This is a genomic window from Sphingobium sp. V4 (assembly GCF_029590555.1).
Taxonomy (GTDB): domain Bacteria; phylum Pseudomonadota; class Alphaproteobacteria; order Sphingomonadales; family Sphingomonadaceae; genus Sphingobium.
The window spans coordinates 802,501-828,931 of record NZ_CP081002.1; the positions used below are offsets into that span (position 1 = coordinate 802,501).

Below are 26,431 nucleotides of genomic sequence, written 5' to 3' on the forward strand. Positions count from 1 at the left end.
GCAGACATGAGTAGCGATTAACAGTGTGAGATGCACTGTCGCCGAAATTCCAAGGGTTCCTGCTTAAAGCTAATCTGAGCAGGGTAAGCCGGCCCCTAAGACGAGCCCGAAGGGGGTAGTCGATGGGAACCACGTTAATATTCGTGGGCCTGGTGGTGTGTGACGGATGGCGTAACTTGTTCGGCCTTATTGGATTGGTCCGGGCAGGGAAGTTGTCCCAGGAAATAGCCCCACCGTATAGACCGTACCCTAAACCGACACAGGTGGAATGGTAGAGTATACCAAGGCGTTTGAGAGAAGTATCCTGAAGGAACTCGGCAAATTGCCTCCGTACCTTCGGAAGAAGGAGGCCCCATCTTAAGGCAACTTTTGATGGGGGGCACAGGCCAGGGGGTAGCGACTGTTTAGCAAAAACACAGGGCTCTGCTAAGTCGGCTTCAAGACGACGTATAGGGCCTGACGCCTGCCCGGTGCCTGAAGGTTAAGAGGAGGAGTGCAAGCTCTGAATTGAAGCCCAGGTAAACGGCGGCCGTAACTATAACGGTCCTAAGGTAGCGAAATTCCTTGTCGGGTAAGTTCCGACCTGCACGAATGGCGTAACGACTTCCCCACTGTCTCCAGGATATGCTCAGCGAAATTGAATTCTCCGTGAAGATGCGGAGTACCCGCGGTTAGACGGAAAGACCCCGTGCACCTTTACTGCAGCTTCAGAGTGGCATTAGGAAAGAACTGTGTAGCATAGGTGGGAGGCTTTGAAGCGATGACGCCAGTTGTCGTGGAGCCATAGGTGAAATACCACCCTGTTGTTTTCTGATGTCTAACCTCGCACCGTTATCCGGTGCAGGGACCCTCTGTGGCGGGTAGTTTGACTGGGGCGGTCGCCTCCTAAAGAGTAACGGAGGCGCGCGATGGTGGGCTCAGGACGGTTGGAAACCGTCTGTTAGAGTGCAATGGCATAAGCCCGCCTGACTGCGAGACTGACAAGTCGAGCAGAGACGAAAGTCGGTCATAGTGATCCGGTGGTCCCTCGTGGAAGGGCCATCGCTCAACGGATAAAAGGTACGCCGGGGATAACAGGCTGATGATTCCCAAGAGCTCATATCGACGGAATCGTTTGGCACCTCGATGTCGGCTCATCACATCCTGGGGCTGGAGCAGGTCCCAAGGGTTTGGCTGTTCGCCAATTAAAGTGGTACGTGAGCTGGGTTCAGAACGTCGCGAGACAGTTTGGTCCCTATCTGCCGTGGGCGTCGAAATTTGAGAGGAGTTGACCCTAGTACGAGAGGACCGGGTTGAACATACCTCTGGTGTACCAGTCGTCCTGCCAAGGGCGCAGCTGGGTAGCTATGTATGGACGGGATAACCGCTGAAAGCATCTAAGCGGGAAGCCTCCCTCAAGATAAGATTTCATCGAGCCGTCGTAGACCACGACGTTGATAGGTCGGATGTGGAAGTGCGGTAACGCATGGAGCTAACCGATCCTAATTGCTCTGTTCGCGCTTAAACGGTTCAGAAATGAACCGCAGAGTCCCACCATCAACGACAGCCTTGAAAAACCTGTCGAAACATGGCGGTCGTTAAGCCAGCCAGGATATCTCAACACACCCCGCACGGGCATCGATTATACCCAACAAAGCGCCAGCTCCATTGCTTGGTGACCATAGCGTCAGTGACCCACCCGATCCCATCCCGAACTCGGCCGTGAAACCTGACTGCGCCGATGGTACTGTGGCTCAAGCCCCGGAAGAGTAGGGCGTCGCCAGGCATTGAAGCTCGCGCTTTGTTCAAAACCCATTCACATCCCAAAAAGGGCGGCCCGTAAAACAGGCCGCCCCTTTTTGCTGCAAAAAACTGCCTCCTCAGGCAGAACAACGTCGCGGGGTGGAGCAGCCCGGTAGCTCGTCAGGCTCATAACCTGAAGGTCGCAGGTTCAAATCCTGCCCCCGCAACCAATATTCCCAATAACCTAGCTGGATAATGCTCGCACCGCCAAAAAGGCGTGTCCGCAGCAGGTCCGCAATCGCAGTGAGGTAACTCGCCTGCCCGGCCCTTCTCAGCCTCTTCATGCCCTCCTCATCCACAGCCACCTAGACCGAGTGGCCGCTGACTGGTTGTGGCCGGTAGGCGACTGTCCTCTGTGGATGGCTCCCGCGTTGCAAGTGTAAAGTGATGATCTGGCGTTCCGTCGGGTGCAGTCGTCTGTCCGGCCTGTTGATGCAGTCGGTTTAGACTGCTGGCCCTGATGGGGTCCACGAACAAGGTCCGATCGGGTTTGCAGGCTATTACGCCTATGACAGTCCTTGGGTTGTCCTTGTTCCCGGTCCGACCGGTATTGCCATCACATCCTTTGCGCTCACAACCTCGTGAAGCTGATCTCCTCAGCTAACTCTTGATCTATGCTGCCGTCAGCATAGGCGCATGCCCTCGTTCGAAGACGCCGCCGCGCGCCATGACTGCCCATGCGATCCGCGCCATCTTGTTGGCGATGGCGACCGAGGCGACGCGTGCAGGCTTTCTGGCAAGCAGGGCAACAAAGCGCGGATCGACCGTGCTGGGTTTCTGCTTGGCGTATCGGACCAGCGCGGTTGCACCGACGATCAGAAGCTGCCGCAGATATCTGTCGCCCATCTTGGTGATGCGCCCCAAGCGTTCCTTGCCGCCGCTCGAACTCTGCCGCGGGGTCAGCCCCAGCCAAGCGGCGAACTGGCGTCCCGAAGCGAACTGCGTGGGATCGGTGACCGATGCCGCGAGCGCCGTCGCGCCGATCGGCCCGATACCAGGGATCGTCGCCAGGCGCCGGGCCCTGTCGTCGCTCCGCTGCAGAGCGGCGAGACGCAGGTCGAGCTTGCGCAACTGGGCGTGAAGCTGGAGCAGTTGCCCTGCCAGCACTGCGACGACGTTCGACGCTTCGGCCGGTAAATCGAGTTCAGTCTCCTCGCCGACGATCTCTCGCGCCATCTGCAGCGCCTTCACAATCCCGACGGGGATGGCGATCCCCAGCTCGGCAAGCACGCTGCGCATCATGTTGACCAGCTGCGTGCGCTGCTTGATCAACAGGCTGCGCACGCGATGCAGCGACAACGCCGCTTGCTGCTCGCGCGACTTGATGGGCACGAACCGCATCGTCTGACGTGTGACCGCTTCGCAGATCGCCTCGGCGTCGGCGGCATCATTCTTGCCGCGCTTCACATAGGGCTTCACATAAGCCGCCGGCATCAGCCGAACCTCATGACCCAGCTTGGTCAGTTCGCGCGCCCAGTGATGCGACGTCCCGCAAGCTTCGGCGCCTACCAGGCACGGCGGCAACTTCTCGAAGAACGGCAGCATCTGCGATCGCCGCAGCGCCTTGCGTATTACGACCTCTCCGGTCGTGCTAATACCGTGAACCTGAAAAACGTTCTTGGCCAAATCCAGGCCGATCGTGCTAATCTCCATGGCGGGTGGCTCCTGGCTCGGGTTTGCATGACAGCAACCCATCTTGGCACTTAGATGCCGTGAGCGGGAGCCATCCACCCTATCCGGTTTAGCGCCGGGTTTCGAGGATAGCTGCCGCTCAGGCGGCGTCGGCTGCCGACCAAGTTAAGCCGTTCGCCGGCCGCGTCCCATCGCATGGTGTAACAGCGTCATTGTGGGGCTTGAGGTGCAGGGAGCGTAGCGACCGGAGCCTCAAGCCCCAGCAATGACATGGCCCCTGTCTTGGCGGCCATCGCCGATCTTCGGTAGAGTTCGGGTTGCGAAACCAATGAACCTATCGGAGACGACGATGACCACGGACAGAATGGCGCTTATCGAGCTGGTTGAAAAGGGCGCAGACGCAGATCTCGTACGCGAGATGTTGGCCTTCGCTGCTGAAAGGATGATGGAAGCCGAGGTGCAGGCGCTGACCGGCGCTCCCCATGGTGCTCGCGACCCCGCAGTGCGGCAGGTTCAGCGCAACGGCTATCGTGAGCGCTCCTGGGAAACCAGGGCCGGCCATATTGATCTGGAGATTCCCCGCCTTCGCAAGGGGTCCTATTTCCCGTCCTTCCTTGAACCCCGCCGTACCGCTGAGAAGGCGCTGACCGCGGTCATTCAGGAGGCCTATGTACAAGGCATCTCGACCCGCTCGGTCGATAATCTGGTGAAGGCCATGGGCCTCACAGGCATCTCCAAGAGCTCCGTCAGCAGGCTGGTCGAGGAGATCGACGAGCGGGTCAACGCCTTCCTGAACAGGCCGATAGAAGGCGAATTTCCGTACGTCTGGCTCGATGCCACCTACATAAAATCCCGCCAGGGGGGCAGGATCCTGTCGACGGCGACAATAATCGCTGTCGGGGTGAGCACCGATGGCCGGCGTGAGGTGTTGGGCGTCGCCACTGGCCCCACCGAGGCGGAGACCTTCTGGAAGGGCTTCTTGCGGTCTCTCGCCGATCGCGGGCTGCGGGGCGTCAAACTTGTCATCGCCGATGATCACAAAGGGCTGCGCGCCGCCGCCAGCAAGGTCTTCCATGCTACCCTGCAGCGCTGCCGAATCCACTGGATGCGCAATGCCCTCGCGCATGTGTCGACCAAGCAGCGGCCTGCGGTCACAGCGATGATCAAGACGATCTTTGCCCAGGAGACCTCTCAGGAGGCCCATAAGCAGTGGCAGACAATTGCCGACGCCTTACGCGACCGCGCTCCCAAACTCGCCGAAATGATGGACGCCGCACGAGAAGATGTCCTCGCCTATACTGCCTTCCCGAAGGACCATTGGCCCCAGATCTCCAGCACGAATCCTCTCGAGCGCCTCAACGGCGAGATCAAAAGACGGTCCGATGTCGTCGGCATCTTTCCCAATGATGCGGCCGTGATCCGCCTCGTCGGCGCCCTGATGCTCGAACAGCAGGACGAGTGGGCCGTATCGCGCCGATACATGAGCCTTGAAAGTCTCGCCCCAGTCAGCGACAATCCTCTCATCACGCTGCCCGGCGTGGCGGCCTGATCCAGTCCGATCCTCTACCAAGGATCCGCGCTGTTACACCATCCCGCAGGGCACGATCCGTTCGCCCACCAGTGCATAAAGGGCACTCCGCGACGAAAGCCGCCATTCCTCATCAGTTGAGTGGTCCGGTAGCAGTGCACTCCCCCACAGCCATTCGGTCGGACGGGAAGCCATCCTTAAACCGGCTATTGCCGCGCTGAATAGAGCCTCCGAGAGCGATTCTTGCGATTAATTCGCAAATATCGTAGCAGCGGTGAGCAACGCAGGGAAAGCAGGTTCGTGTCGTTCGGGGCTCTGGAAAGGGATTATCGTCGCTGGCGCATTGAGTTGGAGCGATTCCTCATGCACCGCGGTTCGTCGCCCGATCTGGCCGCGGAAATTACGCAGGAAGCGTTCACGCGACTGATGCAGGTTGACCCTCCATCGCTTGTGAGGGAGCCGAGGGCCTGGCTTTTTCGCACCGCCAGCAATCTGGTCGTCGATCATCATCGCGCGGTGATGCGTGCGCCCCTTGACCATATCGATGAATCTGTACGCGACAATATCGCAGATCCCGCACCATCCCAGGAGAGTTCCGCGCTGTCTCGCGAGGCACTGGCAGTGGTAGGACAGGCGATCGCGGATTTGCCGCCAAAAGGCAGGGAAGTCTTTATTCTGAGCCGCTTCGAAGGTCTGGGGTATAGTGAAATCGCAGAGCGCCTCGGCATTTCGCGCAACACGGTGGTCGTCCACATGGTCCGATCATTGGCGCACTGCAAGAAACGTTTGAACGCCTACCGCGAGAGGGGCGAGGCGCCGGAGTAATGGTGGTGCGTCCGTCAACCGTCGTTGAACTAGAGGCAGGATCGTGGTTGCAGCGGTCACGTGTAGGGGAATGCAGGACACATGTCTGAAACGAGCCTGGATGCGATCGAAGAAGAGGCCGTCGCCTGGTTCGTACGCCTGCACGACGAGAATGCGACGGATGACGATCGCGCAGCGCATGCACAGTGGCTTGCCGCTGACCCGCACCATGGCCCCGTTTGGCTTGAGGTCGCGCAGCTTTGGTTGGGCATGGATGGTCTGCAAGGCGTCGACGCCCCGGATGTCATAGCGATACAGCCGCCTACCGCACCGCGCGCTGTGGTAACGCGCCGCCGCTTAGCCGCCGCCGCTGTAGCCTTTCTGATCGGTTCGGCGGGGTGGATGGCCAATCGCAGCCACTTGTTCGCCGATGAGCGCACAGCCGTGGCGGAAAATCGATCCGTGGCTCTGTCCGACGGATCGCGGGTAGAACTGGCTGCGTCGTCGGCGCTGTCAGTCGATTTTTCCCAGGCCGAGCGCAAGGTGGTGTTGCATGATGGCGAAGCATTCTTTGTCGTCGCAAAGGATGATTCGCGACCGTTCCGAGTCCAGGCAGCGGATGGCTCCATTACCGACATCGGCACGGCTTTTGATGTAAAGTTGGGCAGGCAGGCCGTGGACGTTGCCGTCACCCATGGCGTCGTCGATGTGGTCATGCCCAACCATCCCGCAGTGCGACTGACGCCGGGCCGTGCGGTTCGCTATGGGGCGAATGGCGTCGCTGCGCCGAAAGGCATCGATGCCGCCAATATCGGCCTGTGGCGGGAAGGCCGGCTGGCGTTTGACAACGCGCCCTTGCCGGAAGTGCTCCGCGACCTTGAACGGTATCGCCGGGGCCGGATCATCGTAATGGACGAAAGCCTCGACAGGCTTGCCGTATCCGGCATGTTCGACGCCACGCGAACGGACGCAGCGCTCGACACGATCGTGCGAACGCTGCCAGTGCGGTTGGTGCGGATCACCCGCTTCCTCGTCCTCGTGTACCCCGCAAGCTGAACCGGCAAAAAATTTTGAAGGGCATGTAATGCTCCTGCCCCAGCCCCGCGTCTCAACAAATATATAATGCAAATGACAGGCATTTGCATGTGATCACATCGGCCTTCTCCCAACCCAGGGAAGGGCCTGGGGGAACGAATGACGATTTATGGAATGAAGTCCGGTCTGCGGACCGTACTGGCGTCGACGGCTCTGGTCTCGATGGCGATGGTGGCGAATTCCGGTGCCGCGCAGGCACAGGGCATGGCACAGAACGGAACGCAGCAGTTCGACATTCCCGCCCAGTCGCTGTCTTCCGCTCTCATGCGTTTCTCGCGCGAGACGCGGCTGGAGCTCTTCTACAGCGCGGACCTCGCGCAAGGGAAGACGACGCTGGGTGTTTCCGGAAGGATGGCCCCAGCCGAAGCACTCTCCCGGTTGCTTGCCGGGACCGGCTTGACCTTCAAATTCTCGAACACCACCACGATCACCCTTGAACCGGCACCGCAGGCGGCCGCAGGCACCATTCAGCTCGGGCCGGTGCGGGTAGAGGGCGGTGCGGCCTCGGGTGCCGCTGCCGATGCAGCGCAAATTCCGACGGGGCCCGTGAGGGGCTATGTCGCGTCGCGCAGCATCACGGCGGCAAAGACCGACACGCCTATTCTCGAAATCCCGCAATCTATTTCCGTGATCACCGCCGATCGCATGACGGATCAGGGCGTCCAAACGATCAACGACGCCCTGCGGTACACCGCAGGTGTCCGTACCGAAACGAACGGCGCGCAATTGTTGGATAACAATCTCTATCTTCGCGGGTTCATCCAGAACAGCCTCTATATGTATCAGGACGGCTTGCGAGGTGCGACACCTGGCTATTTCGGCTTCTTTGCCGGCGAGCCCTACGGCTATGAACGCATCGAAGTGCTCAAGGGCCCTGGTTCGGTCCTCTACGGTCAATCCGAGCCGGGCGGCCTCATCAACATGGTGTCCAAGCGCCCCACCGCTGATCCGATCAACGAGGTGCAACTGACTGTCGGCAGTTTCGATCACTATCAGGCCGCCGCTGATCTTGGCGGCGCGACACGCGACGGGAAGCTGCTCTATCGTATCGTCGGGCTTGTGCGTGATGCGAACACGCAGGTCGACTATGTCAAGAATGATCGCGTCTACATCGCGCCCAGCCTCACTTGGCAGCCTACTGACCTTACCAGCTTCACGGTGCTGGCATCCTATCAGCGGAACAAAGGCGACTTTTACGCCCAGGTGCCAGCTACGGCGGTACTGCTTCCCAATTCGAACGGCCATATACCCTTCAGCCGATTTCTGGGTGAACCTGGCTGGGAAGGTGAGACAACCGAACGTTATGCGATTGGCTATGAGTTCGAGCACCGTTTGGGCGACCGGGTGAAGATCAGCCAAAATGTCCGCTACACCCATCTGGAAAATGACCGGCAATATCTCCAAGCGCTCGGTGCCCTGATCGATGAAAGGCAGCTCAACCGGCGCTACACGGTGCGGGCCATCTCGAATGACGGCGTTGCTGCGGACACGCGCCTGCAATGGGACGTGGATACCGGCAACCTGACGCACAAAATCACCGGCGGCTTTGACTATCTGCGGGGAACCTCCAATTGGCTGGAGCAGACGGGCAACGCTTCGCGGATCGACATCTTCGAACCTGTCTATAGCGGGACCGTAGACACCAGCGTCTACACGGGCCTCTCGCTGCAGGATATTTCAGCCGATCAGTTGGGCCTCTATGTGCAGGATCAGATCAAGTATGATCGATGGGTCGCGACGGTGGGCATCAGGCAGGACTGGTCCTGGCGCAAGACCCGCAACGTCCTGACCGGCACCAGCGTGCGCCAGAAGGACGATGCCTTCACTTGGCGTGCCGGTCTGACCTACGTGTCCGATTTCGGTTTGGCGCCCTATGCCAGCTATACGGAGTCTTTCACGCCGATAATCGGCACGGATCGGCTGGGCAATGCCTTCGTGCCGGAAACCGGGCAGCAATTTGAAGTGGGCCTGAAGTACCAGCCTACCGGTTCGAACAGCCTGCTGACCTTGAGCATGTTCGATCTGCGCCGCCAGAACGTGCAGACCACCGATCCGGAGAACACGAGTTATTCGGTACAGACCGGCGAAGTGCGCGTGCGCGGGATCGAGATCGAAGGCGTAGCCGAAATTGCCAAGGGCCTGAACCTCGTCGCGGCGTACACCTATAACGATGCAGAAGTCACCGAAAGCATCTATTCGGCAGTGGCCGGCAACAGGCCGACCCGGGTGCCGGAACATTCGGCTTCGCTCTGGGCGAAGTACAAGGTGCAGTCAGGAGCGTTGAAAGGCCTCGGCATCGGCTCGGGCGTTCGCTACACAGGCAGCACTTATGGAGACGACGCCAACACGTTCAAGGTGCCGGCATTCACCCTGGTCGACCTCGCGCTCGACTACGATTTTGGGCCGCAATGGGGCATGCTGGACGGTTTGTCCGCGAGCATCAACGTCAGCAATCTGTTCGACAAGTACTACGTGCCAGTCTGCTTCACGGTAAACGGGTGCAACTATGGCACCGAGCGGACGGTTCTGGGCAGCCTGCGATATCGCTTCTGACCATGCGAGACCTGTGGTCCGAGTTCGACGATCGGGCGGTGTCAGGATGACGCGCCTGACCACGGCTTCAAACAGTATCCGCCAATCGATGGCGCGGCTTCACACCTGGGCAGGCCTCCTGCCCGGGTGGTTGCTGTTCCTCGTCTTCCTGTTCGGGACTAACGCCTTTTTCCAGCAAGAAATCTCCCGCTGGATGCGGCCGGAACTGGACCATGGCGCCGTCACGCTGCAGGCAATGGCGCAAGTCGACCGGATCGTGGCGGAAAAGGCGCACCATGCCGACACGGTGATCGTCTCTTTTCCCGATGCGCGCGGCGACAGCCCGATTTCCGTAAGCTGGCGATCCAGCGGTGATTCCGATGAAGCCGACGAAGTGACGCTGGCTCCAGCCACAGGTCGCGCTGTTACGGTTCGTCAGACGCAGGGCGGCTGGTTCCTCTATCGCTTCCATTACGACCTGCACTATCTGCCGATCAAATGGGCGCGCCTCGTCGTCTGCATTTGCTCCCTTGCGATGCTGGTCGCGATCTTCTCCGGTGTCGTGACGCACAAGAAGATATTCGCGGATTTCTTCCAGCTTCGTTTCGGCAAAGGGCAGCGATCATGGCTGGACGCGCATAACGCCACGGCCGTTCTGATGCTACCCTTTCACCTGATGATTACCTATACGGGCCTGGCGGCGTTGCTGTTCACGCTGATGCCTTGGGTAATAACAGCCAACTTTCCCAGTGAACGGGCGTACCTGCAAGCGGCCTTTCCATCCCGATCAGCCGGGAAGCCGCACAACAAGGCGGCCACCCTGTTGCCATTGGGTGAATTGATGACTCGTGCATCACAGGCCTCCGGCGGGCTTTCACCGACCTACATAAGCATCACCAATGCGTCCGACGCCACGGCGCTGGCGGAATTCTGGTTCCCCTCCAATCACCTGGGCGGATACAGGCGGCCGCTATATCTGAGCGCCGTTACCGGCGTCGCGGTAGAGTCCCAGCCGCGGATCGGCTCCGCGCAGGCCGTGCAGCGCGTGATGATCGATCTCCACGCCGGTCGTTTCGCCGATCCGATGCTGCGCTGGCTCTATTTTCTGTCGGGCGTGGGCGGCACGGCCATGGTGGCCACAGGCCTTGTCCTGTGGACGGCCAAGCGTCGCGCCAAGCTGCCGGATCCGTCGCGGCCGCACGTCGGCTGCCTGCTGGTCGAGCGGCTGAACATTGGTGTGATGGCTGGATCATGTTTGGGAATCGCAGTTTATTTCCTCGCCAACCGGTTGCTGCCGCTCGGCACGGCGCACCGGGCCGATTGGGAAATCAACAGCCTGTTCATCGCATGGGGCGGGGTGTTCGCCTGGGCATTGGTCCGCCCCGCCAGACGGGCCTGGATCGAGGCGCTGACAGCCTGCGCGGCTTTCTACGCGCTGGTGCCTGTAGTGAACGCCATCACTTCTCTGCGTGGCCTTGTCCCCAGTCTGGCCGCGCGGAATTGGGTCTTCGTCGGCTTCGATCTCGCCATGCTGGTGACAGCCGCCGCATTTGCGCTGGCAGCAAGGAAAGTCGCAAGCCACAGACAAGAAGCGGTCCCCCGCCAGAAGATGCGCGTGCAGGCGGAGGGGCGCGCATGATTCATGGCACGATCTCGTTCCTGTCGCTAGGCGGCTTCGCTTTGCTGCTGCTCGCCATGACGCGGCATCAGCAGGACTGGCTTGGCCGTAAGCTCCCTCCGCCCATGAGCCACTCCTTGCGCCGGTCGGGCTTCTTGTTGCTGGGGCTGGCGCTCTTTGTAGCCGGCGCGGGGCTTGGCTGGGGCTATGGTGTGGTGACATGGTGCGGATGGCTGACCATCACCGCCGCGCTCGTCGTGACAGCCAACACCAACCGCGAACGCATCCTGCGGAGGGTTCGACCATGATCGATTTGAACGGACAAACGCGTGGGCGAGGGTCCATCTTCTTGCGCGTCCTGGCGGGCACGCTCGGGGCATATGGCCTGACCTCGCTCGCCACCGTCGCTTTGTCCCTGCTTCTGGTAGGGATCGGCATGAACCGGGTGGAAGCGGTCACGGCTGCGGCGCTGGCGAGCTTCGTTATTTTCGCCGTCGTCGCCATGGCCGTATTTCATGCTCCCAGTGCCGTGCATGCGTGGCGATGGTTGCTCGCCTTTGCCGTTCCCCTCGCACTGGCGATACTGGCGGTGAAACCATGAATGCAGGACCGAACGTAACGACTATTCCCCGGACCGGGCATGGCGAAGCCGCCGCTCCGAATATAGGCGCGTCACTCGTCCGATCGGCCCCTTCGGTGGCGGAATGTCATGGCTACCGTCCATCGCGATATAGCCGTTGGATTGGACTGCTGGGCACAGGAGCAATCTATACGGTGGTGCTGGCCGGGTTCTTCCTCACCATCACGCATGTCACGCCGGCGAAACCACCCGCAGCCCTCACAGTGCTCGAACTCAAGGCGCCGGCCTCGCCGGCCAAGACGCCTCCCGAGGAGAAGATAGCGCCAATACCGGTCGAGAAGAAGGATAAGCTCCCCGAACCGCCGCATAAGCGGCCAATCGCGCGCATCCCTGTTCCCATAGCGCCGGTATCGATTCCCGTGGAGATCGTGACGCCCCGGCTTACCGATCCCGGTCCGATCGTACCGGAAACGGCCGCGCCCAAAACCCTGTCCGCGCCACCCGCGCCGCAAGTTTCGAACAACGCGCCCGATAGCTGGGAAGGCCGCGTCCTGGCCCAGCTCAACAAGCATCGCCGGTACCCGCGTGCGGCAATGGCGCGGCGGCAGCAGGGCGTGCCTTATATCCGCTTCATAATGGATCGCAGCGGCAAGGTGCTGTCATCACGGCTAGAACGGTCTTCGGGTTTTCCTGAATTGGACCGCGAAGCCGTGGCCTTGGCAAAACGGGCGTCGCCGTTTCCCGCGCCGCCTGGCGACAAAGGCGGCGATACGCTGGAATTGGTTGTCCCGGTCGAGTTTTTCTTGAAATAGGGCGAGCTTTCCTATTCCCGAACCGATCCGGTCGAACGCCTCAACACCCGGCTTGTCGGATACCGCCGCTCATGATCTCGAAGGACGGCTTCGTTCCATGATTTTCCGGCCGTAGGCGGCCAAGCTAATACCAACCTCCATTGATGCTGACTCACGAGGGGGATTCCCAAGGCGCTGAATTTCTGAATCTATGGCTTCCTGTTGGAGGGCATGACGATGGGTGCAGCGATTGGATTGCGGGACGACTTTGACGCAGTGGGCTTGAGACGCATGGCTCGTGCGACAAGGAGCGCGAACCAGGGACGACGGTTGCTGGCATTGGCGGAAATTTATGATGGCGCAAGCCGCAGCGATGCCGCACGCATCGGCGGAGTGACGTTGCAGATCGTGCGCGACTGGGTGGTTCGGTTCAATGCCCAAGGTCCAGACGGTCTCCTCGATGGGAAGGCGCCGGGCAAGCCCCCGTTGTTGAACGATGCCCAGCGCCAGGCTCTTGCAGAGATCGTTGAAAGCGGCCCGATCCCAGCGATCCACGGGGTTGTCCGCTGGCGGCTGATCGACCTGGCGCGGTGGCTCCATGACGAGTTTGGCGTGTCCCTGACGGAAACGACCGTGGGGCGGGAGTTGAAGAAGCTGGGCTATGTCAAACTGACGGCACGCCCGCGTCACCATGCCCAGAACGGATATGCGCTGGAGGGCTTCAAAAAGGGGGCTTTGCAGCCGAGCTGGCAAAGATCAAAGCCGCCCTCCCGCGCGGCACGCCGATAGAGGTCTGGTTCCAGGATGAGGCCCGGATCGGTCAGAAAAACAAGATCACCCGGCGCTGGGCCAGGCGCGGCACCCGGCCGTCGGCACCCAAGGACCAAAGAACGAAATCGGCCTACATCTTCGGCGCCATCTGTCCAGAGCTTGGCAAGGGGGCAGGCTTGGTCCTCCCGTTCTGCAACACCCAGACCATGTCGCTGCACTTGGCGGAGAGCTCGCTATCGAACCAAGTGCCCACGGCGTTCTGTTGATGGATCAAGCCGGGTGGCACATGACCGGAAAGCTCGAAGTGCCAGAGAATATCAGCATCATTCCGCTGCCGCCCAAATGCCCTGAACTCAACCCGGTCGAAAATATCTGGCAGTTCATGCGCGATAACTGGCTGTCCAACCGGATCTTCACGTCCCACGACAACATCATCGACCTTTGCTGCGAAGCTTGGAACAAGCTGGTCGATCAGCCGTGGCGCATCATGACTATCGGACGCCGCAAATGGGCGCGAGGGTCGTGATCAATGCACGTTGGTATTACTCATTCTGCTCACCGCCATCCGACAAACGGCCGGTAAATCCGAAAGCCGCCGCTCGCGCTCACGCTTGCAAACGGCGGTGATGTCCCAGGGTGACCAAAGTCGACTCCCCGCCTGTGCTGCGGGGAGCCGACGGTTCAGATTTCGGTGTTTTCAGCGAGCGCGAGCGCGTCTTCCACATCGATCCCCAGATAGCGGACCGTATTCTCAATCTTGCTGTGGCCGAGCAGGATCTGAACGGCACGCAGGTTGCCAGTCGCCCTGTAGATGATCGAGGCCTTGGTTCGGCGGAGCGAATGCGTGCCATATTCGCTTCGCATCAGGCCCACCCCCGTCACCCATTCGTCGACAAGCCGGGCATATTGCCGTGTGCTGAGGTGAGCATTGCGATCAACCCGGCTTGGGAAGACATAATCATCGACTGTGCCGCCCCGCCGCTCGAGCCACGCCAGCAGGCTGGCCCGGGCATCAGGGAGAAGTTCGAATTGAACAGGGCGACCCGTTTTCTGTTGCATGACGATGGCCCGCGTGCGGATCTGCCCGCCGCTGACGACATCGCCAATTTTCATGCGAACAAGGTCGCAACCGCGTAGTTTGCTGTCGATCGCAAGGTCGAACAGCGCCCTGTCCCGCAGGCGGCGGCGCTGATTGAGATAAAATCGGATCTCCCATATTTGTTTGGGCTTCAAAGCCCGTTTCGCGCCGACAGTGCGCCCGGCATTCCAGACTGGGCGCTTGGGGGACGCATTCACGGTTTCAGATATTTCCATGATCATTCTCCGATTGGCCAGAATTGGCCATTCTGAAGAACGGTTGCGGCCCTCCGGAGGAAATTTTGTGAGTCGTCGGCTGCACAATGGTCTGTATTCAAGGGGGCAGCCCATGGCTGACCATGAATTGACAGACTTTGCCAATCTTTGCTATTTCCTTAGCCTTGGAGGCTACCATGGCTACGATGAACATCTCACTGCCCGACCCAATGAAGCAATGGGTGGAAGCGCAAGCTGACACTGGCCGGTATAGCAATGCCAGTGACTATGTGCGCGATCTTATCCGTCGCGATCAGGAACGCGCCGACAAGATTGCCGCCATGCAGCGCCTGGCCGATGAAGCTAGAGCGAGCGGCCTGAGTGATGAGACGATGGCGGACATCCGGGCGCGGGCGATCAGCCAGGCTGGCTTGCAAGCCTGATCGTGCCTCGCTTCCGTTTAACACGCGCCGCAGTCGATGATCTGACAGCCATCTTTCTTGAGGGAATCGAGCAGTTCGGTCTACCTCAAGCCGACACCTATCATGAAGGGCTGAGCGCGATTTTCGCGTTTCTCGCAGACTATCCCCATGCCGCGCGTCTGCGCGAGGAGATTTCGCCGCCTGTTCGCGTGCATCCCTACAAGGCCCATCTGGTGATTTATGATGTGGGAAATGAGGGCGAGGTCATCATTCTGCGCGTACGGCATGGTAGGGAAGATTGGATATCCTCGAATTATGATGGCTAGGCGCGGCGAGGTAGGCGCAGGCGGGGATTCAGCAGAGTTTCCGCCCCACTTGGCACTTCTCCTGTCGACCAGCGCACGAACCCGCTCCGCGGGAGGGTCGCTTGGGGTGACGTAGCGTAGTATTTGTGAGGCTTTCGGCGGGGCGGCGTCGCCCGCCGACGGTGGAGTTCCTTCAACGGAGAGGAACTTACCATGGATGCTATCACGACCGCTGCCCCGACCCATTCGCTGCGTGAGCGGATGCTGCAGGACATGAAGATGCGTGGCTTCGGGGCGCACACGCAGAATGACTATATCCGACATGTCCGGAACTTCGCCGCGTTTCTCGGCCGCCCCCCGGACACGGCCACGGTGGAAGACCTGCGGCGTTATCAGGTTGACCAGCACGAGCGCGCCGTTGGTCCAGCCACGATCAATGGCGCGGTATCGGCACTGCGGTTCCTCTTCGGGATAACCCTCAGGCGGCCGGAGATGGCCCTAGCGCTGGTCGTCGTTCGCTTCACACCCAAACTGCGGGTGGTTTTGAGCGTCGAGGAGACAGCGCGGCTGCTCGAGGCTGCGCCAGGCATCAAGTACAAGGCGGCCCTCAGCGTGGCCTATGGCGCGGGCCTGCGGGTTTCGGAGGTTGCCCACCTCAAGGTCGATGACATCGACAGCACCCGGATGATGATCCGCGTCGAGCAGGGCAAGGGACGCAAGGACCGCAACGCCATGCTCTCACCGCACCTGCTGGACTTGCTCCGTCAATGGTGGCGCGAAGGCAAGCGGCGCGGAGTGATGCTACCTCATGGCTGGCTGTTCCCCGGCCGCAGCGGCACAGATCCGGTCTCGGCTCGCCAGTTGCACCGCGTCGTGCAGGAAGCGGCCGAGCGCGCCGAGATCCACAAGCGGGTAAGCCCGCATACATTGCGCCACTCGTTTGCCACTCACCTGCTCGAGCAAGGCGTCGATATCCGGGTCATCCAGGTGCTGCTGGGACACGTGAACATCAACACGACCGGCATCTATACCCAGGTCTCGAGCAAGACGATGCGGGCGGTGGCCAGCCCGCTCGACCAGATCGTGGCCGTGATGGAAGGCAGGGCACCTCCCGGTTGAGCCGGTGCGCACCTCACTCGAGGTCGCCGATATCTTCCGGAGCAGCGGGCCGGCCTATCGCGCGGCCCATGCCGGGCATCTCAGCCTCGGCCAGCTCAAGGTCATGACGGCCATCGAGAACTGCCGCACCGCCGCGCTGGGCGGTCACGTCGAGGCCTGCGACGACTGCGGGCACTGGCGGGTCGCCTACAACTCGTGTCGCAACCGGCACTGCCCCAAGTGCCAGGGCGCCGCCGCGCGCACCTGGCTGGCCGCGCGCGAGGCCGACCTGTTGCCGGTTGGCTTCTGTGGTTGCCGCCCGGTGTGCAAGAGGGTTTTGATCGAATGCGCGCGTGATCGAGTGCGGTCTTCTGTCAGGCCTTCCTATGCGGCATTTGCAGAAGCCGCGGGCCAGTATGGTGATCTGCGGATCAGGTCCAAATCTACTTCCCGAGCTTTATCGCTCATGCCAACCGGCTGGTTTTCCTGATCCAGATCTGTTCGATCATTGTGCCCATTCGGGTCGTCGCCTTCTCACACCCCCTTTATCCGGCGTCAGGTAGTTTTTGCGGCATGTCGATCATGCTGCGGCTGCCTGCGCCGAATCTCGGTAATCCTCGTTTTTCGTCAACATAGCCCAGATTGTTCGCGCCATTTTGTTGGCCAAGGCGATCGCAACAAGCATCCTTGGCTTTCGCGCTGCGATGCGTGCCAGCCACGAGCCTTCCGGAATTGATTTTCGGCCGAGCCAGTTCAGGCGCGACATTGCTCCGATAATCAGAAGTCTTCGGATATCGCTCTGCCCCGCCTTCGATACCCGACCGAGCCGTTCTTTCCCGCCAGAGGAGAATTGGCGCGGGACGAGGCCAAGCCAAGCGGCAAAGTCGCGGCCGCAACGGAAACTCTCCATTGGTGGAGCAAAGGCTTCGACAGCCAAGGCGGTCAACGGACCAACTCCCGGAATTGTCTGCAAGCGCCGCGCAGTATCCGCTTCAGCTGCGAGAGCCTTGATCTTTGCCGTCCGGGCATCGATGCGGACCGTCTTCTCGGCAATCTGCTTCATCAGATCGCCGCACTCCTCGCGCATCAGTTGGGGCAGGTCGCTGTTTGGTCCATCCAGGATACCTTTGATCCTGCCGAGCTGGTGAATTCCCAGCGGAACGACATGGCCAAATTCGTAGAGGCACGCTCGAAGAGCGTTCACCAGCTCCGTGCGCTGGTGGACCAGCCGCTCTCGAGCGCGAAACAGGATGGTACGGCTTTGCTGCTCCGCAGACTTGGGTTCGACGAAACGCATCTCCGGCCGCTGTGCGGCGATCACGATGGCTTCGGCATCCGCCGCGTCGTTCTTCTGCCGCTTGACGAAGGGCTTCACGTAACGCGGAGCGATCAGCTTCACCTCATGGCCGCGCCTGCTCATCTCGCGCGCCCAGTAATGCGCGCTGCCACAAGCTTCCATGACTACAATGGTGGGAGGCTGCTTGGCCATGAACTCAGCGAAACCCTGCCGCGACAGCTTCTTTCGAAACTTCGGCTGCCCGGTCATCGATGCGCCGTGCAGCTGGAAAACAGATTTTGCCAAATCCACGCCGATCATCGTATCTTTTGTCACGGTTGCCGTCCTTTCCGCTCAGTGGCCTCAACACCACTAACTTGGCACATTGCGATGCCGTCTGGGGAGGGCGGCAACCACCCCATCTACTTCCACGTCGTGTTCACCCTGCCTAACGAGGTCGCAGACATCGCCTTCCAGAACAAGGCGGTGGTCTATGACCTGCTGTTCCGCGCAGCCGCGGACACGATGCTGATCATCGCCGCCGATCCCAGGCACCTTGGCGCGCGGATCGGCATCACCGCCGTGCTGCACACCTGGGGATCGGCACCGACCCACCATCCGCATGTGCACATGATCGTGCCTGGCGGTGGCATCGCGCTCGACGGCACGCGCTGGATCTCGTCGCGCCCCGCATTCCTGCTGCCGGTGCGTGTGCTTGGCGCCTTGTTCCGCCGTCTGTTCCTCACTCGCCTGTTGGCATTGTTCGATGCCGGCAAGCTGGTCTTCTTCAGCACCTTGGCTGGCCTCGCGACACGCAAGGCCTTCCTGCGGCATCTCTCGCCGATCCGGAAGAAGCGCTGGGTGGTCTATGCCAAGCCGCCCTTCGCCGGGCCGCAGGCGGTGCTGGCCTATCTCTCGCGCTACACGCACCGGGTTGCCATCTCGAACCGGCGGCTCCTCGGCTTCGACGAGACCGGCGTGACGTTCCGCTACAAGGACTATCGCCGCCCTGCTGCTGAACGCCAGCAGGTCATGACGCTGGAGACCGACGAGTTCGTCCGCCGCTTCCTGATCCACGTTCTGCCGCGCGGCTTCCACCGCATCCGGCATTACGGCCTGCTCGCCAGTTCGACCCACAAGGACACCATGGCGCTGGCCCGCAGCCTGCCGGGCGTTGCTGTACCGGTCGAGGAGCCCGAACCCGACGAACCTCCCGACCATCGCCCACCATGCCCATGTTGCGGCGGGCACATGACCATCATCGAGGCCTTCGCCCGCTGGTGCCAGCCCCGCGCGCCACCATCATCGGCATCGCCAATCCGGGGGAATGCGCCATGATGCGGCATGGCTCAGACTGCACGACGGTCACGCCCATGGCGGCCTGGCCGATGACCCAGTGTATGCCCATTCCGCAATCGAGCCCAGCGCAGGGCACACCGACCAGCAAAACCGCCACCGTCGGCACTCTGACGCCGCACAAAGTCACGTTGATCCGGCCAGAACCGACACTTCCGGATCGGCATCGCTTACCCGTCCAAACCACCCCTAAGCCGCTTTACCCATAGACCAGCGCATGGGGCCCGCGGGTTCCTGCACTGGAGGCTTTCGTACGCAAGCGCCCGAAACCCTTCACAACTCAAGCCGTTCCGTCACCACGGCAAAAGTGTCCGCTCGCGCCGAAACCGGTCATACACTTAGCATCGCTTGTCCCGAGCAGCGGCTTGCCAGAATATAAAAACCCATCTCTCAACGCTTGCCGCCCCTTACTTCGCAAGCGCGACCTGGAACTGCGCAGGAGTTGGCGTTTTCTCGAAAGCGGGGGCCTTATCGGGCAAAATCACCCAAGGCTGGGCGCTGCTGGTCCAGATATGAACGGCGGGCACCACCTCGTCGCTGCGGTCGAGCGTTCCCGCGCGCAGGATAATCATGCCCGGAACTGCGCTGTTGCGGTTGGCGATGCGTGTCATGCACCGTGCGCATCCGAGATGCTCGGACGGCATCTGCTCCACATCGTCCAAACGGAAGCGATGCACGCCCGGGTCCAGCGAAAGGATTGCTTCGGGCAGCATCGCGTGGAGCGCGAAGGCGCTGCCGCTCCATGTCTGGCAGTCCCGGCAATGACAGGCATAGACCAGCGGCAGGGCGTCTAGAGCGATATCGTATCGGATCGTGCCGCAGCGGCACCCTCCCGTGATCGGCATGGGCATTCCTTGTTCCGAAGTGTGAGTGGCAGGCAGTTGCATGTCCCGCTTACAGGCGATACTCGTCCGATCAAACCGCGATGCCCTTAACGGCGGCGGCGAGCGGTTCGAGCGCCTGTATCGCCGCTTCATTCGGGCGCAGCAGGGCTGCGGCCAGGTTTTCTTCGAGACGCGCGCGCTTGCGAGTACCCGGAATGGGCACGCAGGCAACGCCGAGTTCAGCCGCCCGGGCATAGAGCCACGCCAGCGCGAGTTGCGCCGGGGTGGCCCCCATGTCGGTGGCGATCCCCTCGATCCGTTCGACGAGCCGGGCATTCGCATCGACATTCTCCGCCGAGAAGCGCGGGAAATTCTGGCGCGCATCGTCCGCCCCCAATGCGGCGCCGAAAGCCCGCCCGGTCAGCAACCCGCGTCCCAGCGGTGAATAGGGCACCACCGTCACTCCGAGCTGCGCCGCAGCCGGGATCACTTCGCGTTCGATGTCGCGCGTGAATATCGACCATTCCGATTGCAGCGCCGCGATCGGATGCAGGGCATGCGCCGCGCGTAATTCGGCCGCATCGACTGCGCAGAGTCCCAGCCAGCGGACCTTTCCTTCGGCGACGAGGTCGGCCATCGTGCCGATGCTGTCCTCCAGCGGCACCGCGGGGTCACGCCGATGCATATAGTAGAGGTCAATGGTGTCGACGCCGAGCCGTCGGAGCGAGCGCTCAGCCGCCGCGCGGATGAATTCGGGCCGGTTGTCGAGGCTCCAGTCGTCTGGACGCTCGGGCGAGCGGGCATAGCCGAACTTGGTGGCGATCAGCATGCGGTCCCGGTGCGCCCGCACGAAGGGCGAAAGAAACGTCTCGTTGGCCCCCATGCCATACATGTCGGCGGTGTCGAACAGGGTGACGCCCAATTCCAGGGCGCGCTCCAGCGTGGCGCGCGATTCAACCTCGTCGGTCTCACCGTAAAATTCGCTCATGCCCATGCAGCCGAGACCCTGCACGCCAATGAGGGGACCGTCCTGGCCGAGCGGAACCTGCGGGAGTGGAGAGGAAAGGCCGGTCATTTTGTGTCTCCAGTTTCTGACAGGCCAGCCCTATAACCGTGGACTTTAGTCCATGGTCAAGAGCTTTTCCGCGATGCTGATTTCCCAGTTTTCCAAAGCGACCGGCTTGTCGCTCGACACAATTCGCTTCTACGTCCGCAAGGGGCTGCTGAGCCCAGGGCGGAACGGTAAGGGCGGCGCCAACCCCTATCAGGTCTTCAGCCCGCAGGATGTCACGGCGGCGCGGATGATTCGGCTGCAGCAATCGCTGGGCTACTCGCTGCGGGAAATCGCGGCACTGGGTGCCGAGTACCGTGCGGGTGAGGACTCGCCTGCACGGACCGCAGCAGTGTTGAGGGCGCAGATGGCGAAACTCGAGGAGCGGCGTTCCGAACTCGAGTCAGCCCTCGACTTTCTTGGCAGGAAGCTCGCATGGGTGGAGGCGGGCCAGCCCAAGGATGCTCCGAGTTGGGAGAATTTCATCTGCTGACCTTCTGGCAGCAATAATGAACTTTACTTCTGCCCGCGTCGGGAAACGACATTTGCCTTGCGGACCAGTGGTGCAGGGAAGTTCCTGCGATTAGGTGATCGCTCCCGGCGGCAGGCGACCAAATTGCGACGTTCCGGTGCCGCTGCTGGAATGTCGGCTGATGGCCGATTGCCGAACGGCAGGTTTCCGTCGAGCGACTCGACTGAGCCGCCGTTTCTCAGCGATGGCCGCCGACCGGCATGTGACCTATCCGGGCCTGGAGATCGCTCACAGGATTATCATCCATTCCCAGATCCACCCAGGTCCGGAGTATCGAGATTAGCCGAATGTCGGCAGCCAATCGGCCTGTGCTGCGTTTCTATAAGGGGGATAAACCGCCAAGGAGGATTGGCATGCCCCAGGGTGACAAGTCGAGCTACACCGACAAGCAGAAGCGCAAGGCCGAGCATATCGAAGAAGGCTATGAGGATCGCGGCGTCGGCCACAAGGAGGCCGAGCGTCGCGCCTGGGCCACGGTGAACAAGGAATCGGGCGGCGGCAAGAAGTCGGGTTCCGGACGCGGTAAAACCGAAAGCCATGCATCGTCACGTAAAGGCGGCCGCAAGGGCGGTTCAAGCCAGAACCACTCCCAGCGGTCGGCGGCTGCGAAAAAGGGCTGGGAAACGCGCCGCAAGCAGGGACATGGCTGATGTCTATCCACAAGATGCTGCAACTGCACCCTGATGTGGGTGACGATTTCAACGAATTGCTCGCCACGGCGGCGCGGCACGCCATGTTCTGCACGGAAATGTGCACCAGTTGCGCCGACGCCTGCGTCGCTGAGGCAATGGACATGACCCAGTGCATCCGGACCTGCAGCGACTGTGCGAACGTCTGCACGGCGACCGGGCGCCTGGCCGTCCGGCGCGCCGGGCAGAATGTCGAAGTGCTGCGTCTCATGCTCGAGACATGCGCGAGGGTCTGCGATCTTTGCGCCGAGGAGTGCGAGCGCCACGACCATGGCCATTGCAAGCTGTGCGCGGAGATGTGCCGGGAATGTGCGGCCGACTGCCGGGCAGCTCTTCCTACGGTCAACTGAGCCATGGCCGTTACCGGCTGGAAAGTGGATGCCGATGATCGCCACCGCCTGCTCGCGCGCTTCGCGCCTCGCTGGCCTGACGTCATCGCCGATCATGTGACGCTCGATGCGAAAGCGAATTCGCGGACGCCCCTCCCCTCATCGGTGTCAGCGGAGATCGTCGGCGAGGCCGATGACGACGCAGGCCTGCAGGCCATGGTGGTCGCGATCGACGGCAGCACCGACCGGTCTGACGGCGGCACCTATCACATCACCTGGTCGCTGGATCGATCGCGCGGGCGCAAGCCCGTCCAAAGCAATGATGTGATCAAGGCGCGCGGCTGGCGGCCCTTGGAGCGACCTGTGCCGGTTGCGCTCATCCCGGCGAGGTTCGGCTGATGCAACTCTATCTCGATTGCGATGGCGTCCTTGCCGATTTCGATCGTGCCGCCACTGACCTTCTCGGCATGCCGCCTCGTGCGTTTCAAAAGCGGCGCGGCAAGGGCGCTTTCTGGCGCGAGCTGGCACGCCATCCCGATTTCTATGGCACCTTGCCGCTAATGCCGGATGCCATGCGTCTGTTCAAAGCAGTTCGGCATCTCGACCCCATAATCCTGACCGGGCTGCCGCTGGGAAAATGGGCGGCACCGCAAAAGGTACGCTGGGCCGCCGAGCATTTTCCCGGCGTCAAGATCCTGACCGTGATGGCCGTCGACAAGCGCAACCATGCTCAGGAGGGCGACATCCTTGTCGACGACCAGATGAAGCATGCCCATCTTTGGGAAGCGGCCGGCGGCATCTTCCTTCATCACGAAAATGCCGAGAGTACGCTCGTCAAGTTGAGGCTGCTCGGTGTCCCGGTGCGCGATCCCGAAAATGAGAAGGAGCCGGACAATGCCTGACTTCGCAAAGCAGCGAGCGCGGATGGTTGACGTGCACCTGACCCGGCGCGGCATCCGCGACAAGCATGTGCTCGCAGCCATGCGCAAGGTGCCGCGCGAGCGCTTCGTGCGTGAGGGCCTTGAGGAGTTCGCCTATGAGGATTCCGCCCTTCCGATCGAGCAGGAGCAGACCATTTCCCAGCCCTATATCGTCGCCGCCATGATTGAAGCGGCCGAAGTGCAGCCCGGCGACCATGTGCTGGAGGTCGGCGCGGGCTCCGGCTACGCCGCTGCCGTCCTCGGTCAGATTGCGGAGAGCGTGATCGCGATCGAGCGGCATTCCGCCTTGGGAAAACTCGCCGCTGCGCGCATTGCCACGCTGGGTTACGACAATGTCGAAATCCGGATCGGTGATGGCACCCAAGGGGCATCCGACGACGGACCGTTCGATGCGATACTGGTCGCGGCGGGCGGTCCCGACGTACCATCTGCCCTAAAGCAGCAATTGAAGGTTGGAGGCCATCTCGTCATTCCAGTGGGCGAGGCCGGCGACCAGAAGCTCTGCAAGGTGAGTCGGATCGGCAAGGACCGTTTCGAGGAGGAAAATCTCGGCGCGGTGCGGTTCGTACCGCTCATCGGCGCGCAGGGCTGGCGCGAGGACGGCAGCCGGGCGGCAAGCAACCATGTCCCCGCCGCATCGCGCAGGCTCAGCCTTGCGGAGATGATTGCAGAGGCGGCCGAGCCATTGCCGGCGTTCGACGATCCGGCCTTCGGTCGACTTTTCGACCGCTTCGCCGGTCGCCGCGTCGTCATGCTGGGCGAGGCGAGCCATGGCACCAGCGAATTCTACCAGGCGCGCGCCGCGATCACGCGGCATTTCATCAAGAAACATGGCTTCACCATCGTCGCGGTGGAGGCCGACTGGCCCGATGCCGCGCGCGTCGACCGCTATGTCCGGCATCGTCCTCATCGGGAAGACGATGAGCCGCCGTTCCAGCGATTTCCGACCTGGATGTGGCGCAACACCGATATTCAGGCGCTGACCGGATGGATGCACGAGCGCAACCGGGCGCTGCCGCCGGAGGCGCGCGCGGGCTTCTACGGTCTAGACGTCTACAATATGTCAGGCTCGATCGGCGCGGTGCTGGACTATCTCGACCGTATCGACCCTGAAGCCGCCGCGGTGGCGCGCGAACGCTATGGCTGCCTGACGCCGTGGCAGCGCAATCCTGCGACATACGGCCGCGCCGCGATCTCGCGCGGCTATGCCGAATGCGAAGAGGCTGTGATCGAGCAGTGCCGCGCTCTGCTGGAAAAGCATCTCGCCTATGCCGCGCACGACAGCGATGATTTTCTCGATGCGGCGCAGAATGCACGGCTCATAGCCTCGGCGGAGCGCTATTACCGGATCATGTATTATGGCGGCGCCGAGAGCTGGAACCTGCGTGACACTCATATGTTCGAGACGCTCGACCATCTGCTGGAGGCGAAGGGAGCCGACGCGAAGGCGATCGGCTGGGCGCACAATAGTCATATCGGCGATGCGCGCCACACGGACATGGGCAAGAGCCGCGATGAACTCAATATCGGCCAACTCGCGCGCGAGCAGTGGGGCGATGACGTTGCCCTGGTCGGGTTCGGCACCCATACAGGAACGGTCGCCGCCGCGACCGACTGGGATGGCGACATGGAAGTGAAACGCGTCAATCCCTCGCGCCGGGACAGCTATGAGCGTCAATGTCATGACAGCGGCGTCGATCGCTTTCTGCTCGACCTGATGCCGGGCAGCCATGACGCGCTGTGCCGACGTTTGAGCGAGCCCATGCTCGAACGCTTCATCGGCGTGATCTACCGGCCCGAGACGGAACTTTGGAGCCATTACAGCCAAGCGGTCCTTACCGAGCAGTTCGACGCCTTCGTCTGGTTCGATGAGACCAGCGCGGTGACGCCGCTCGGCCCCGAGCACCACAAGGGCATGCCGGAAACCTATCCCTTCGGCGAGTGATTGCCCGAGGGGTCAAGGCAACCGCGTTCCTGACGGACAGAGCGGACCGAAAGTTGCTCTCCCAGCAACGCACCAGGATTTGGTCGCAGTGAATATTTCACTACGTTGCGCGATCGGAGAATAGGTGCGAGACAACGTTCATGAACACCGACGACCTGTATCGCCTGCTGCGCACCAGCCATGCTCAAGCGCAGGGCATCGTTGATACGGTTGCGGAGCCGCTTCTGGTGCTGGATGCCAGTCTGTGCGTTCAGGCGGCGAGCCGCTCATTTCTTGAAGCTTTTGGCGTCAATAGCTACGAGACAATCGGGCAGCCCGTCTATGAGCTGGGCAACCGGCAATGGGACATTCCGGAGCTGCGCCGTTTACTTGAGGAAGTGCCCCAAGGCCGGCGCGATCATTGATTATGAGGTCACGCACGATTTTCCGGGCTTGGGCGAACGAACGATGCTGCTGACGGCGCGTACATTGCGCCAACCCGGTGGAGGGAGCCGTTCCATGTTGGTGTCCATCACGGACGCGACCGAACAGCATCAGCGCGATGTGGCCAAGGATCTTCTTTTCGGCGAACTCCGGCATCGTGTAAAAAACTTGTTCGGCGTGATCCAGGCGGTAGCCAGTCAAACAACCACCAGTGGCTGTTCGGCTGAGGAATATCGCGACGCATTTCTTGGGCGGCTTGCCGCTCTGATCGAGGCCGAAGACCTCGCCTTCGGCGAGCAGGAGGCGAGTGATCTCCCCGAACTGCTGAAGCGGGTCTTTGCGCCCTATGCGGCCAACCCCGGTGTCATCGCAATACAGCCCGGGGAACCTGTTGTGCTGATTCCTGGCACGATCATGTCGCTAGCCCTGATCTTCCACGAGATGGCAACGAACGCTGTAAAATACGGTGCGTTGTCGGTGCCAGGCGGCCAAGTGAAAGTCTGTTGGTTGCTTGACGATGGTGGCGAGACGTTGACGGTGAAGTGGAGTGAAATCGGCGGCCCCCCGGTGAACACCCCGACCGCGCCAGGCTATGGAACTCACCTTATCCAGTGGACGACAACCTATAGCCTGCGAGGAAAAGTGGATCTGGAATATGCCTCTGATGGCTTGAAGGCCGAGATCGTCATCCCGCTTGGGTGCCTCTCCCGAAGGCTGACGGCCACCGATGCAGAAGAGGGTTCTGATCGCAGAAGATGAATATCTGGTAGCAAGGGATCGGCTGCTGCTGAGAGCCAGGGATGGTAGGTCATAA

General features: G+C 61.3%; 25 protein-coding genes, 1 tRNA gene, 2 rRNA genes and 2 pseudogenes (1 of these 30 cut by a window edge). 25 read left to right on the forward strand and 5 right to left on the reverse strand.

The window, feature by feature from the left end:
- From K3M67_RS19370 to K3M67_RS19380, 3 genes are all read left to right on the forward strand, one after another.
- Window positions 1-1,504 (forward strand): 23S ribosomal RNA (locus tag K3M67_RS19370); it begins 1,291 nt to the left of the window's first position.
- A 146-nt stretch (window positions 1,505-1,650) separates the two neighbouring features.
- Window positions 1,651-1,765 (forward strand): 5S ribosomal RNA (rrf, locus tag K3M67_RS19375).
- A 110-nt stretch (window positions 1,766-1,875) separates the two neighbouring features.
- Window positions 1,876-1,952: transfer RNA gene (locus K3M67_RS19380), tRNA-Met, on the forward strand.
- A gap of 442 nt (window positions 1,953-2,394) precedes the next feature.
- Here the strand turns inward: K3M67_RS19380 and K3M67_RS19385 are convergent.
- Window positions 2,395-3,435, reverse strand: coding sequence for an IS110 family RNA-guided transposase (locus K3M67_RS19385; RefSeq protein WP_285833054.1), 1,041 nt, complete (start codon window positions 3,433-3,435; stop codon window positions 2,395-2,397).
- A 328-nt stretch (window positions 3,436-3,763) separates the two neighbouring features.
- Here K3M67_RS19385 and K3M67_RS19390 point away from each other — a divergent pair, with 328 nt between their 5' ends.
- The 9 genes and pseudogenes from K3M67_RS19390 to K3M67_RS19430 all read left to right on the forward strand — a co-directional run bounded on the left by K3M67_RS19390 (window position 3,764) and on the right by K3M67_RS19430 (window position 13,659).
- Window positions 3,764-4,963, forward strand: coding sequence for an IS256 family transposase (locus tag K3M67_RS19390; RefSeq protein WP_285833732.1), 1,200 nt, complete (start codon window positions 3,764-3,766; stop codon window positions 4,961-4,963).
- 279 nt (window positions 4,964-5,242) lie between these two features.
- Window positions 5,243-5,767: an RNA polymerase sigma factor gene (locus K3M67_RS19395; protein ID WP_285833055.1), complete on the forward strand. Its 525-nt coding sequence runs from the start codon at window positions 5,243-5,245 to the stop codon at window positions 5,765-5,767.
- Window positions 5,768-5,848: 81 nt separating this feature from the next.
- Complete coding sequence (locus K3M67_RS19400) at window positions 5,849-6,802, forward strand: FecR family protein (RefSeq protein ID WP_285833056.1); 954 nt, start codon at window positions 5,849-5,851, stop codon at window positions 6,800-6,802.
- A 138-nt stretch (window positions 6,803-6,940) separates the two neighbouring features.
- Window positions 6,941-9,394 carry a TonB-dependent siderophore receptor gene (locus K3M67_RS19405; RefSeq protein WP_285833057.1) on the forward strand — a complete coding sequence of 818 codons (2,454 nt, stop codon included), beginning with the start codon at window positions 6,941-6,943 and terminating at the stop codon, window positions 9,392-9,394.
- Between the two features lie 46 nt (window positions 9,395-9,440).
- The gene (locus K3M67_RS19410; protein WP_285833058.1) at window positions 9,441-11,012 is read left to right on the forward strand and encodes a PepSY-associated TM helix domain-containing protein; all 1,572 of its coding nucleotides are present in this window, start codon (window positions 9,441-9,443) and stop codon (window positions 11,010-11,012) included.
- Window positions 11,009-11,299, forward strand: coding sequence for a DUF3325 domain-containing protein (locus tag K3M67_RS19415; protein WP_285833059.1), 291 nt, complete (start codon window positions 11,009-11,011; stop codon window positions 11,297-11,299). Before K3M67_RS19410 ends, K3M67_RS19415 begins: the two co-directional genes overlap by 4 nt.
- On the forward strand, window positions 11,296-11,592 hold the full coding sequence (locus K3M67_RS19420) for a hypothetical protein (RefSeq protein WP_285833060.1): 297 nt from the start codon (window positions 11,296-11,298) through the stop codon (window positions 11,590-11,592). The genes K3M67_RS19415 and K3M67_RS19420 overlap by 4 nt, the downstream gene beginning before the upstream one ends.
- Window positions 11,593-11,765: 173 nt before the next feature.
- Window positions 11,766-12,383 carry an energy transducer TonB gene (locus K3M67_RS19425; protein ID WP_285833061.1) on the forward strand — a complete coding sequence of 206 codons (618 nt, stop codon included), beginning with the start codon at window positions 11,766-11,768 and terminating at the stop codon, window positions 12,381-12,383.
- A gap of 216 nt (window positions 12,384-12,599) precedes the next feature.
- Window positions 12,600-13,659, forward strand: a pseudogene (locus K3M67_RS19430) (IS630 family transposase).
- Window positions 13,660-13,814: 155 nt separating this feature from the next.
- Here the strand turns inward: K3M67_RS19430 and K3M67_RS19435 are convergent.
- Window positions 13,815-14,447, reverse strand: a complete 633-nt coding sequence (locus tag K3M67_RS19435; RefSeq protein WP_285833062.1) for a tyrosine-type recombinase/integrase — start codon at window positions 14,445-14,447, stop codon at window positions 13,815-13,817.
- A 176-nt stretch (window positions 14,448-14,623) separates the two neighbouring features.
- On the opposite strand from K3M67_RS19435, the gene K3M67_RS19440 reads away from it, so the two are divergent.
- The 4 genes and pseudogenes from K3M67_RS19440 to K3M67_RS19455 form a co-directional block, all read left to right on the forward strand.
- A complete protein-coding gene (locus tag K3M67_RS19440; protein ID WP_268169681.1) occupies window positions 14,624-14,869 on the forward strand; it encodes a type II toxin-antitoxin system ParD family antitoxin in 246 nt (81 codons plus the stop codon).
- 2 nt (window positions 14,870-14,871) lie between these two features.
- A complete protein-coding gene (locus K3M67_RS19445) occupies window positions 14,872-15,174 on the forward strand; it encodes a type II toxin-antitoxin system RelE/ParE family toxin (RefSeq protein WP_275490078.1) in 303 nt (100 codons plus the stop codon).
- A gap of 192 nt (window positions 15,175-15,366) precedes the next feature.
- Window positions 15,367-16,272, forward strand: coding sequence for a tyrosine-type recombinase/integrase (locus K3M67_RS19450; protein WP_285833063.1), 906 nt, complete (start codon window positions 15,367-15,369; stop codon window positions 16,270-16,272).
- A gap of 4 nt (window positions 16,273-16,276) precedes the next feature.
- Window positions 16,277-16,558, forward strand: a pseudogene (locus K3M67_RS19455) (transposase zinc-binding domain-containing protein); the annotation flags it as partial.
- Between the two features lie 273 nt (window positions 16,559-16,831).
- Here the strand turns inward: K3M67_RS19455 and K3M67_RS19460 are convergent.
- Window positions 16,832-17,848: an IS110 family RNA-guided transposase gene (locus K3M67_RS19460; protein WP_285833733.1), complete on the reverse strand. Its 1,017-nt coding sequence runs from the start codon at window positions 17,846-17,848 to the stop codon at window positions 16,832-16,834.
- On the opposite strand from K3M67_RS19460, the gene K3M67_RS19465 reads away from it, so the two are divergent.
- Window positions 17,729-18,865: an IS91 family transposase gene (locus K3M67_RS19465; protein WP_502958927.1), complete on the forward strand. Its 1,137-nt coding sequence runs from the start codon at window positions 17,729-17,731 to the stop codon at window positions 18,863-18,865. The two genes, K3M67_RS19460 and K3M67_RS19465, sit on opposite strands and share 120 nt — an antisense overlap.
- A gap of 425 nt (window positions 18,866-19,290) precedes the next feature.
- Here K3M67_RS19465 and K3M67_RS19470 read toward each other — a convergent pair whose 3' ends face one another.
- Both K3M67_RS19470 and K3M67_RS19475 read right to left on the reverse strand, forming a co-directional pair.
- On the reverse strand, window positions 19,291-19,728 hold the full coding sequence (locus tag K3M67_RS19470) for a GFA family protein (protein ID WP_285833064.1): 438 nt from the start codon (window positions 19,726-19,728) through the stop codon (window positions 19,291-19,293).
- 70 nt (window positions 19,729-19,798) lie between these two features.
- Window positions 19,799-20,782 carry an aldo/keto reductase gene (locus K3M67_RS19475; RefSeq protein WP_285833065.1) on the reverse strand — a complete coding sequence of 328 codons (984 nt, stop codon included), beginning with the start codon at window positions 20,780-20,782 and terminating at the stop codon, window positions 19,799-19,801.
- Window positions 20,783-20,834: 52 nt separating this feature from the next.
- Here K3M67_RS19475 and K3M67_RS19480 point away from each other — a divergent pair, with 52 nt between their 5' ends.
- The 8 genes from K3M67_RS19480 to K3M67_RS19515 all read left to right on the forward strand — a co-directional run bounded on the left by K3M67_RS19480 (window position 20,835) and on the right by K3M67_RS19515 (window position 26,376).
- Entirely contained in the window at window positions 20,835-21,251 is a 417-nt protein-coding gene (locus K3M67_RS19480) for a MerR family transcriptional regulator (protein ID WP_285833066.1), read from the forward strand.
- A 392-nt stretch (window positions 21,252-21,643) separates the two neighbouring features.
- Entirely contained in the window at window positions 21,644-21,940 is a 297-nt protein-coding gene (locus K3M67_RS19485) for a plasmid stabilization protein (RefSeq protein WP_285833067.1), read from the forward strand.
- Window positions 21,940-22,329, forward strand: a complete 390-nt coding sequence (locus K3M67_RS19490; protein WP_285833068.1) for a four-helix bundle copper-binding protein — start codon at window positions 21,940-21,942, stop codon at window positions 22,327-22,329. The genes K3M67_RS19485 and K3M67_RS19490 overlap by 1 nt, the downstream gene beginning before the upstream one ends.
- A gap of 3 nt (window positions 22,330-22,332) precedes the next feature.
- The gene (locus K3M67_RS19495) at window positions 22,333-22,707 is read left to right on the forward strand and encodes a hypothetical protein (protein ID WP_285833069.1); all 375 of its coding nucleotides are present in this window, start codon (window positions 22,333-22,335) and stop codon (window positions 22,705-22,707) included.
- A complete protein-coding gene (locus tag K3M67_RS19500) occupies window positions 22,707-23,210 on the forward strand; it encodes a 5' nucleotidase, NT5C type (RefSeq protein ID WP_285833070.1) in 504 nt (167 codons plus the stop codon). The genes K3M67_RS19495 and K3M67_RS19500 overlap by 1 nt, the downstream gene beginning before the upstream one ends.
- The gene (locus K3M67_RS19505; protein ID WP_285833071.1) at window positions 23,203-25,194 is read left to right on the forward strand and encodes a protein-L-isoaspartate(D-aspartate) O-methyltransferase; all 1,992 of its coding nucleotides are present in this window, start codon (window positions 23,203-23,205) and stop codon (window positions 25,192-25,194) included. The genes K3M67_RS19500 and K3M67_RS19505 overlap by 8 nt, the downstream gene beginning before the upstream one ends.
- 140 nt (window positions 25,195-25,334) lie before the next feature.
- Complete coding sequence (locus K3M67_RS19510; RefSeq protein WP_285833072.1) at window positions 25,335-25,598, forward strand: PAS domain-containing protein; 264 nt, start codon at window positions 25,335-25,337, stop codon at window positions 25,596-25,598.
- A 94-nt stretch (window positions 25,599-25,692) separates the two neighbouring features.
- Window positions 25,693-26,376, forward strand: a complete 684-nt coding sequence (locus tag K3M67_RS19515) for a sensor histidine kinase (RefSeq protein WP_285833073.1) — start codon at window positions 25,693-25,695, stop codon at window positions 26,374-26,376.
- The last annotated feature ends 55 nt before the right edge of the window (window positions 26,377-26,431 follow it).

What these genes read in the sequence shown, in the direction of transcription:
- K3M67_RS19385 (WP_285833054.1), bottom strand. Translation starts at nt 3,435, where the DNA reads ATGGAGATTAGCACGATCGGCCTGGATTTGGCCAAGAACGTTTTTCAG.
- K3M67_RS19390 (WP_285833732.1), top strand. Translation starts at nt 3,764, where the DNA reads ATGACCACGGACAGAATGGCGCTTATCGAGCTGGTTGAAAAGGGCGCA.
- K3M67_RS19400 (WP_285833056.1), top strand. Translation starts at nt 5,849, where the DNA reads ATGTCTGAAACGAGCCTGGATGCGATCGAAGAAGAGGCCGTCGCCTGG.
- K3M67_RS19405 (WP_285833057.1), top strand. Translation starts at nt 6,941, where the DNA reads ATGACGATTTATGGAATGAAGTCCGGTCTGCGGACCGTACTGGCGTCG.
- K3M67_RS19410 (WP_285833058.1), top strand. Translation starts at nt 9,441, where the DNA reads ATGACGCGCCTGACCACGGCTTCAAACAGTATCCGCCAATCGATGGCG.
- K3M67_RS19415 (WP_285833059.1), top strand. Translation starts at nt 11,009, where the DNA reads ATGATTCATGGCACGATCTCGTTCCTGTCGCTAGGCGGCTTCGCTTTG.
- K3M67_RS19420 (WP_285833060.1), top strand. Translation starts at nt 11,296, where the DNA reads ATGATCGATTTGAACGGACAAACGCGTGGGCGAGGGTCCATCTTCTTG.
- K3M67_RS19435 (WP_285833062.1), bottom strand. Translation starts at nt 14,447, where the DNA reads ATGGAAATATCTGAAACCGTGAATGCGTCCCCCAAGCGCCCAGTCTGG.
- K3M67_RS19440 (WP_268169681.1), top strand. Translation starts at nt 14,624, where the DNA reads ATGGCTACGATGAACATCTCACTGCCCGACCCAATGAAGCAATGGGTG.
- K3M67_RS19450 (WP_285833063.1), top strand. Translation starts at nt 15,367, where the DNA reads ATGGATGCTATCACGACCGCTGCCCCGACCCATTCGCTGCGTGAGCGG.
- K3M67_RS19460 (WP_285833733.1), bottom strand. Translation starts at nt 17,848, where the DNA reads ATGATCGGCGTGGATTTGGCAAAATCTGTTTTCCAGCTGCACGGCGCA.
- K3M67_RS19470 (WP_285833064.1), bottom strand. Translation starts at nt 19,728, where the DNA reads ATGCCGATCACGGGAGGGTGCCGCTGCGGCACGATCCGATACGATATC.
- K3M67_RS19475 (WP_285833065.1), bottom strand. Translation starts at nt 20,782, where the DNA reads ATGACCGGCCTTTCCTCTCCACTCCCGCAGGTTCCGCTCGGCCAGGAC.
- K3M67_RS19480 (WP_285833066.1), top strand. Translation starts at nt 20,835, where the DNA reads ATGGTCAAGAGCTTTTCCGCGATGCTGATTTCCCAGTTTTCCAAAGCG.
- K3M67_RS19485 (WP_285833067.1), top strand. Translation starts at nt 21,644, where the DNA reads ATGCCCCAGGGTGACAAGTCGAGCTACACCGACAAGCAGAAGCGCAAG.
- K3M67_RS19490 (WP_285833068.1), top strand. Translation starts at nt 21,940, where the DNA reads ATGTCTATCCACAAGATGCTGCAACTGCACCCTGATGTGGGTGACGAT.
- K3M67_RS19495 (WP_285833069.1), top strand. Translation starts at nt 22,333, where the DNA reads ATGGCCGTTACCGGCTGGAAAGTGGATGCCGATGATCGCCACCGCCTG.
- K3M67_RS19500 (WP_285833070.1), top strand. Translation starts at nt 22,707, where the DNA reads ATGCAACTCTATCTCGATTGCGATGGCGTCCTTGCCGATTTCGATCGT.
- K3M67_RS19505 (WP_285833071.1), top strand. Translation starts at nt 23,203, where the DNA reads ATGCCTGACTTCGCAAAGCAGCGAGCGCGGATGGTTGACGTGCACCTG.
- K3M67_RS19510 (WP_285833072.1), top strand. Translation starts at nt 25,335, where the DNA reads ATGAACACCGACGACCTGTATCGCCTGCTGCGCACCAGCCATGCTCAA.
- K3M67_RS19515 (WP_285833073.1), top strand. Translation starts at nt 25,693, where the DNA reads ATGTTGGTGTCCATCACGGACGCGACCGAACAGCATCAGCGCGATGTG.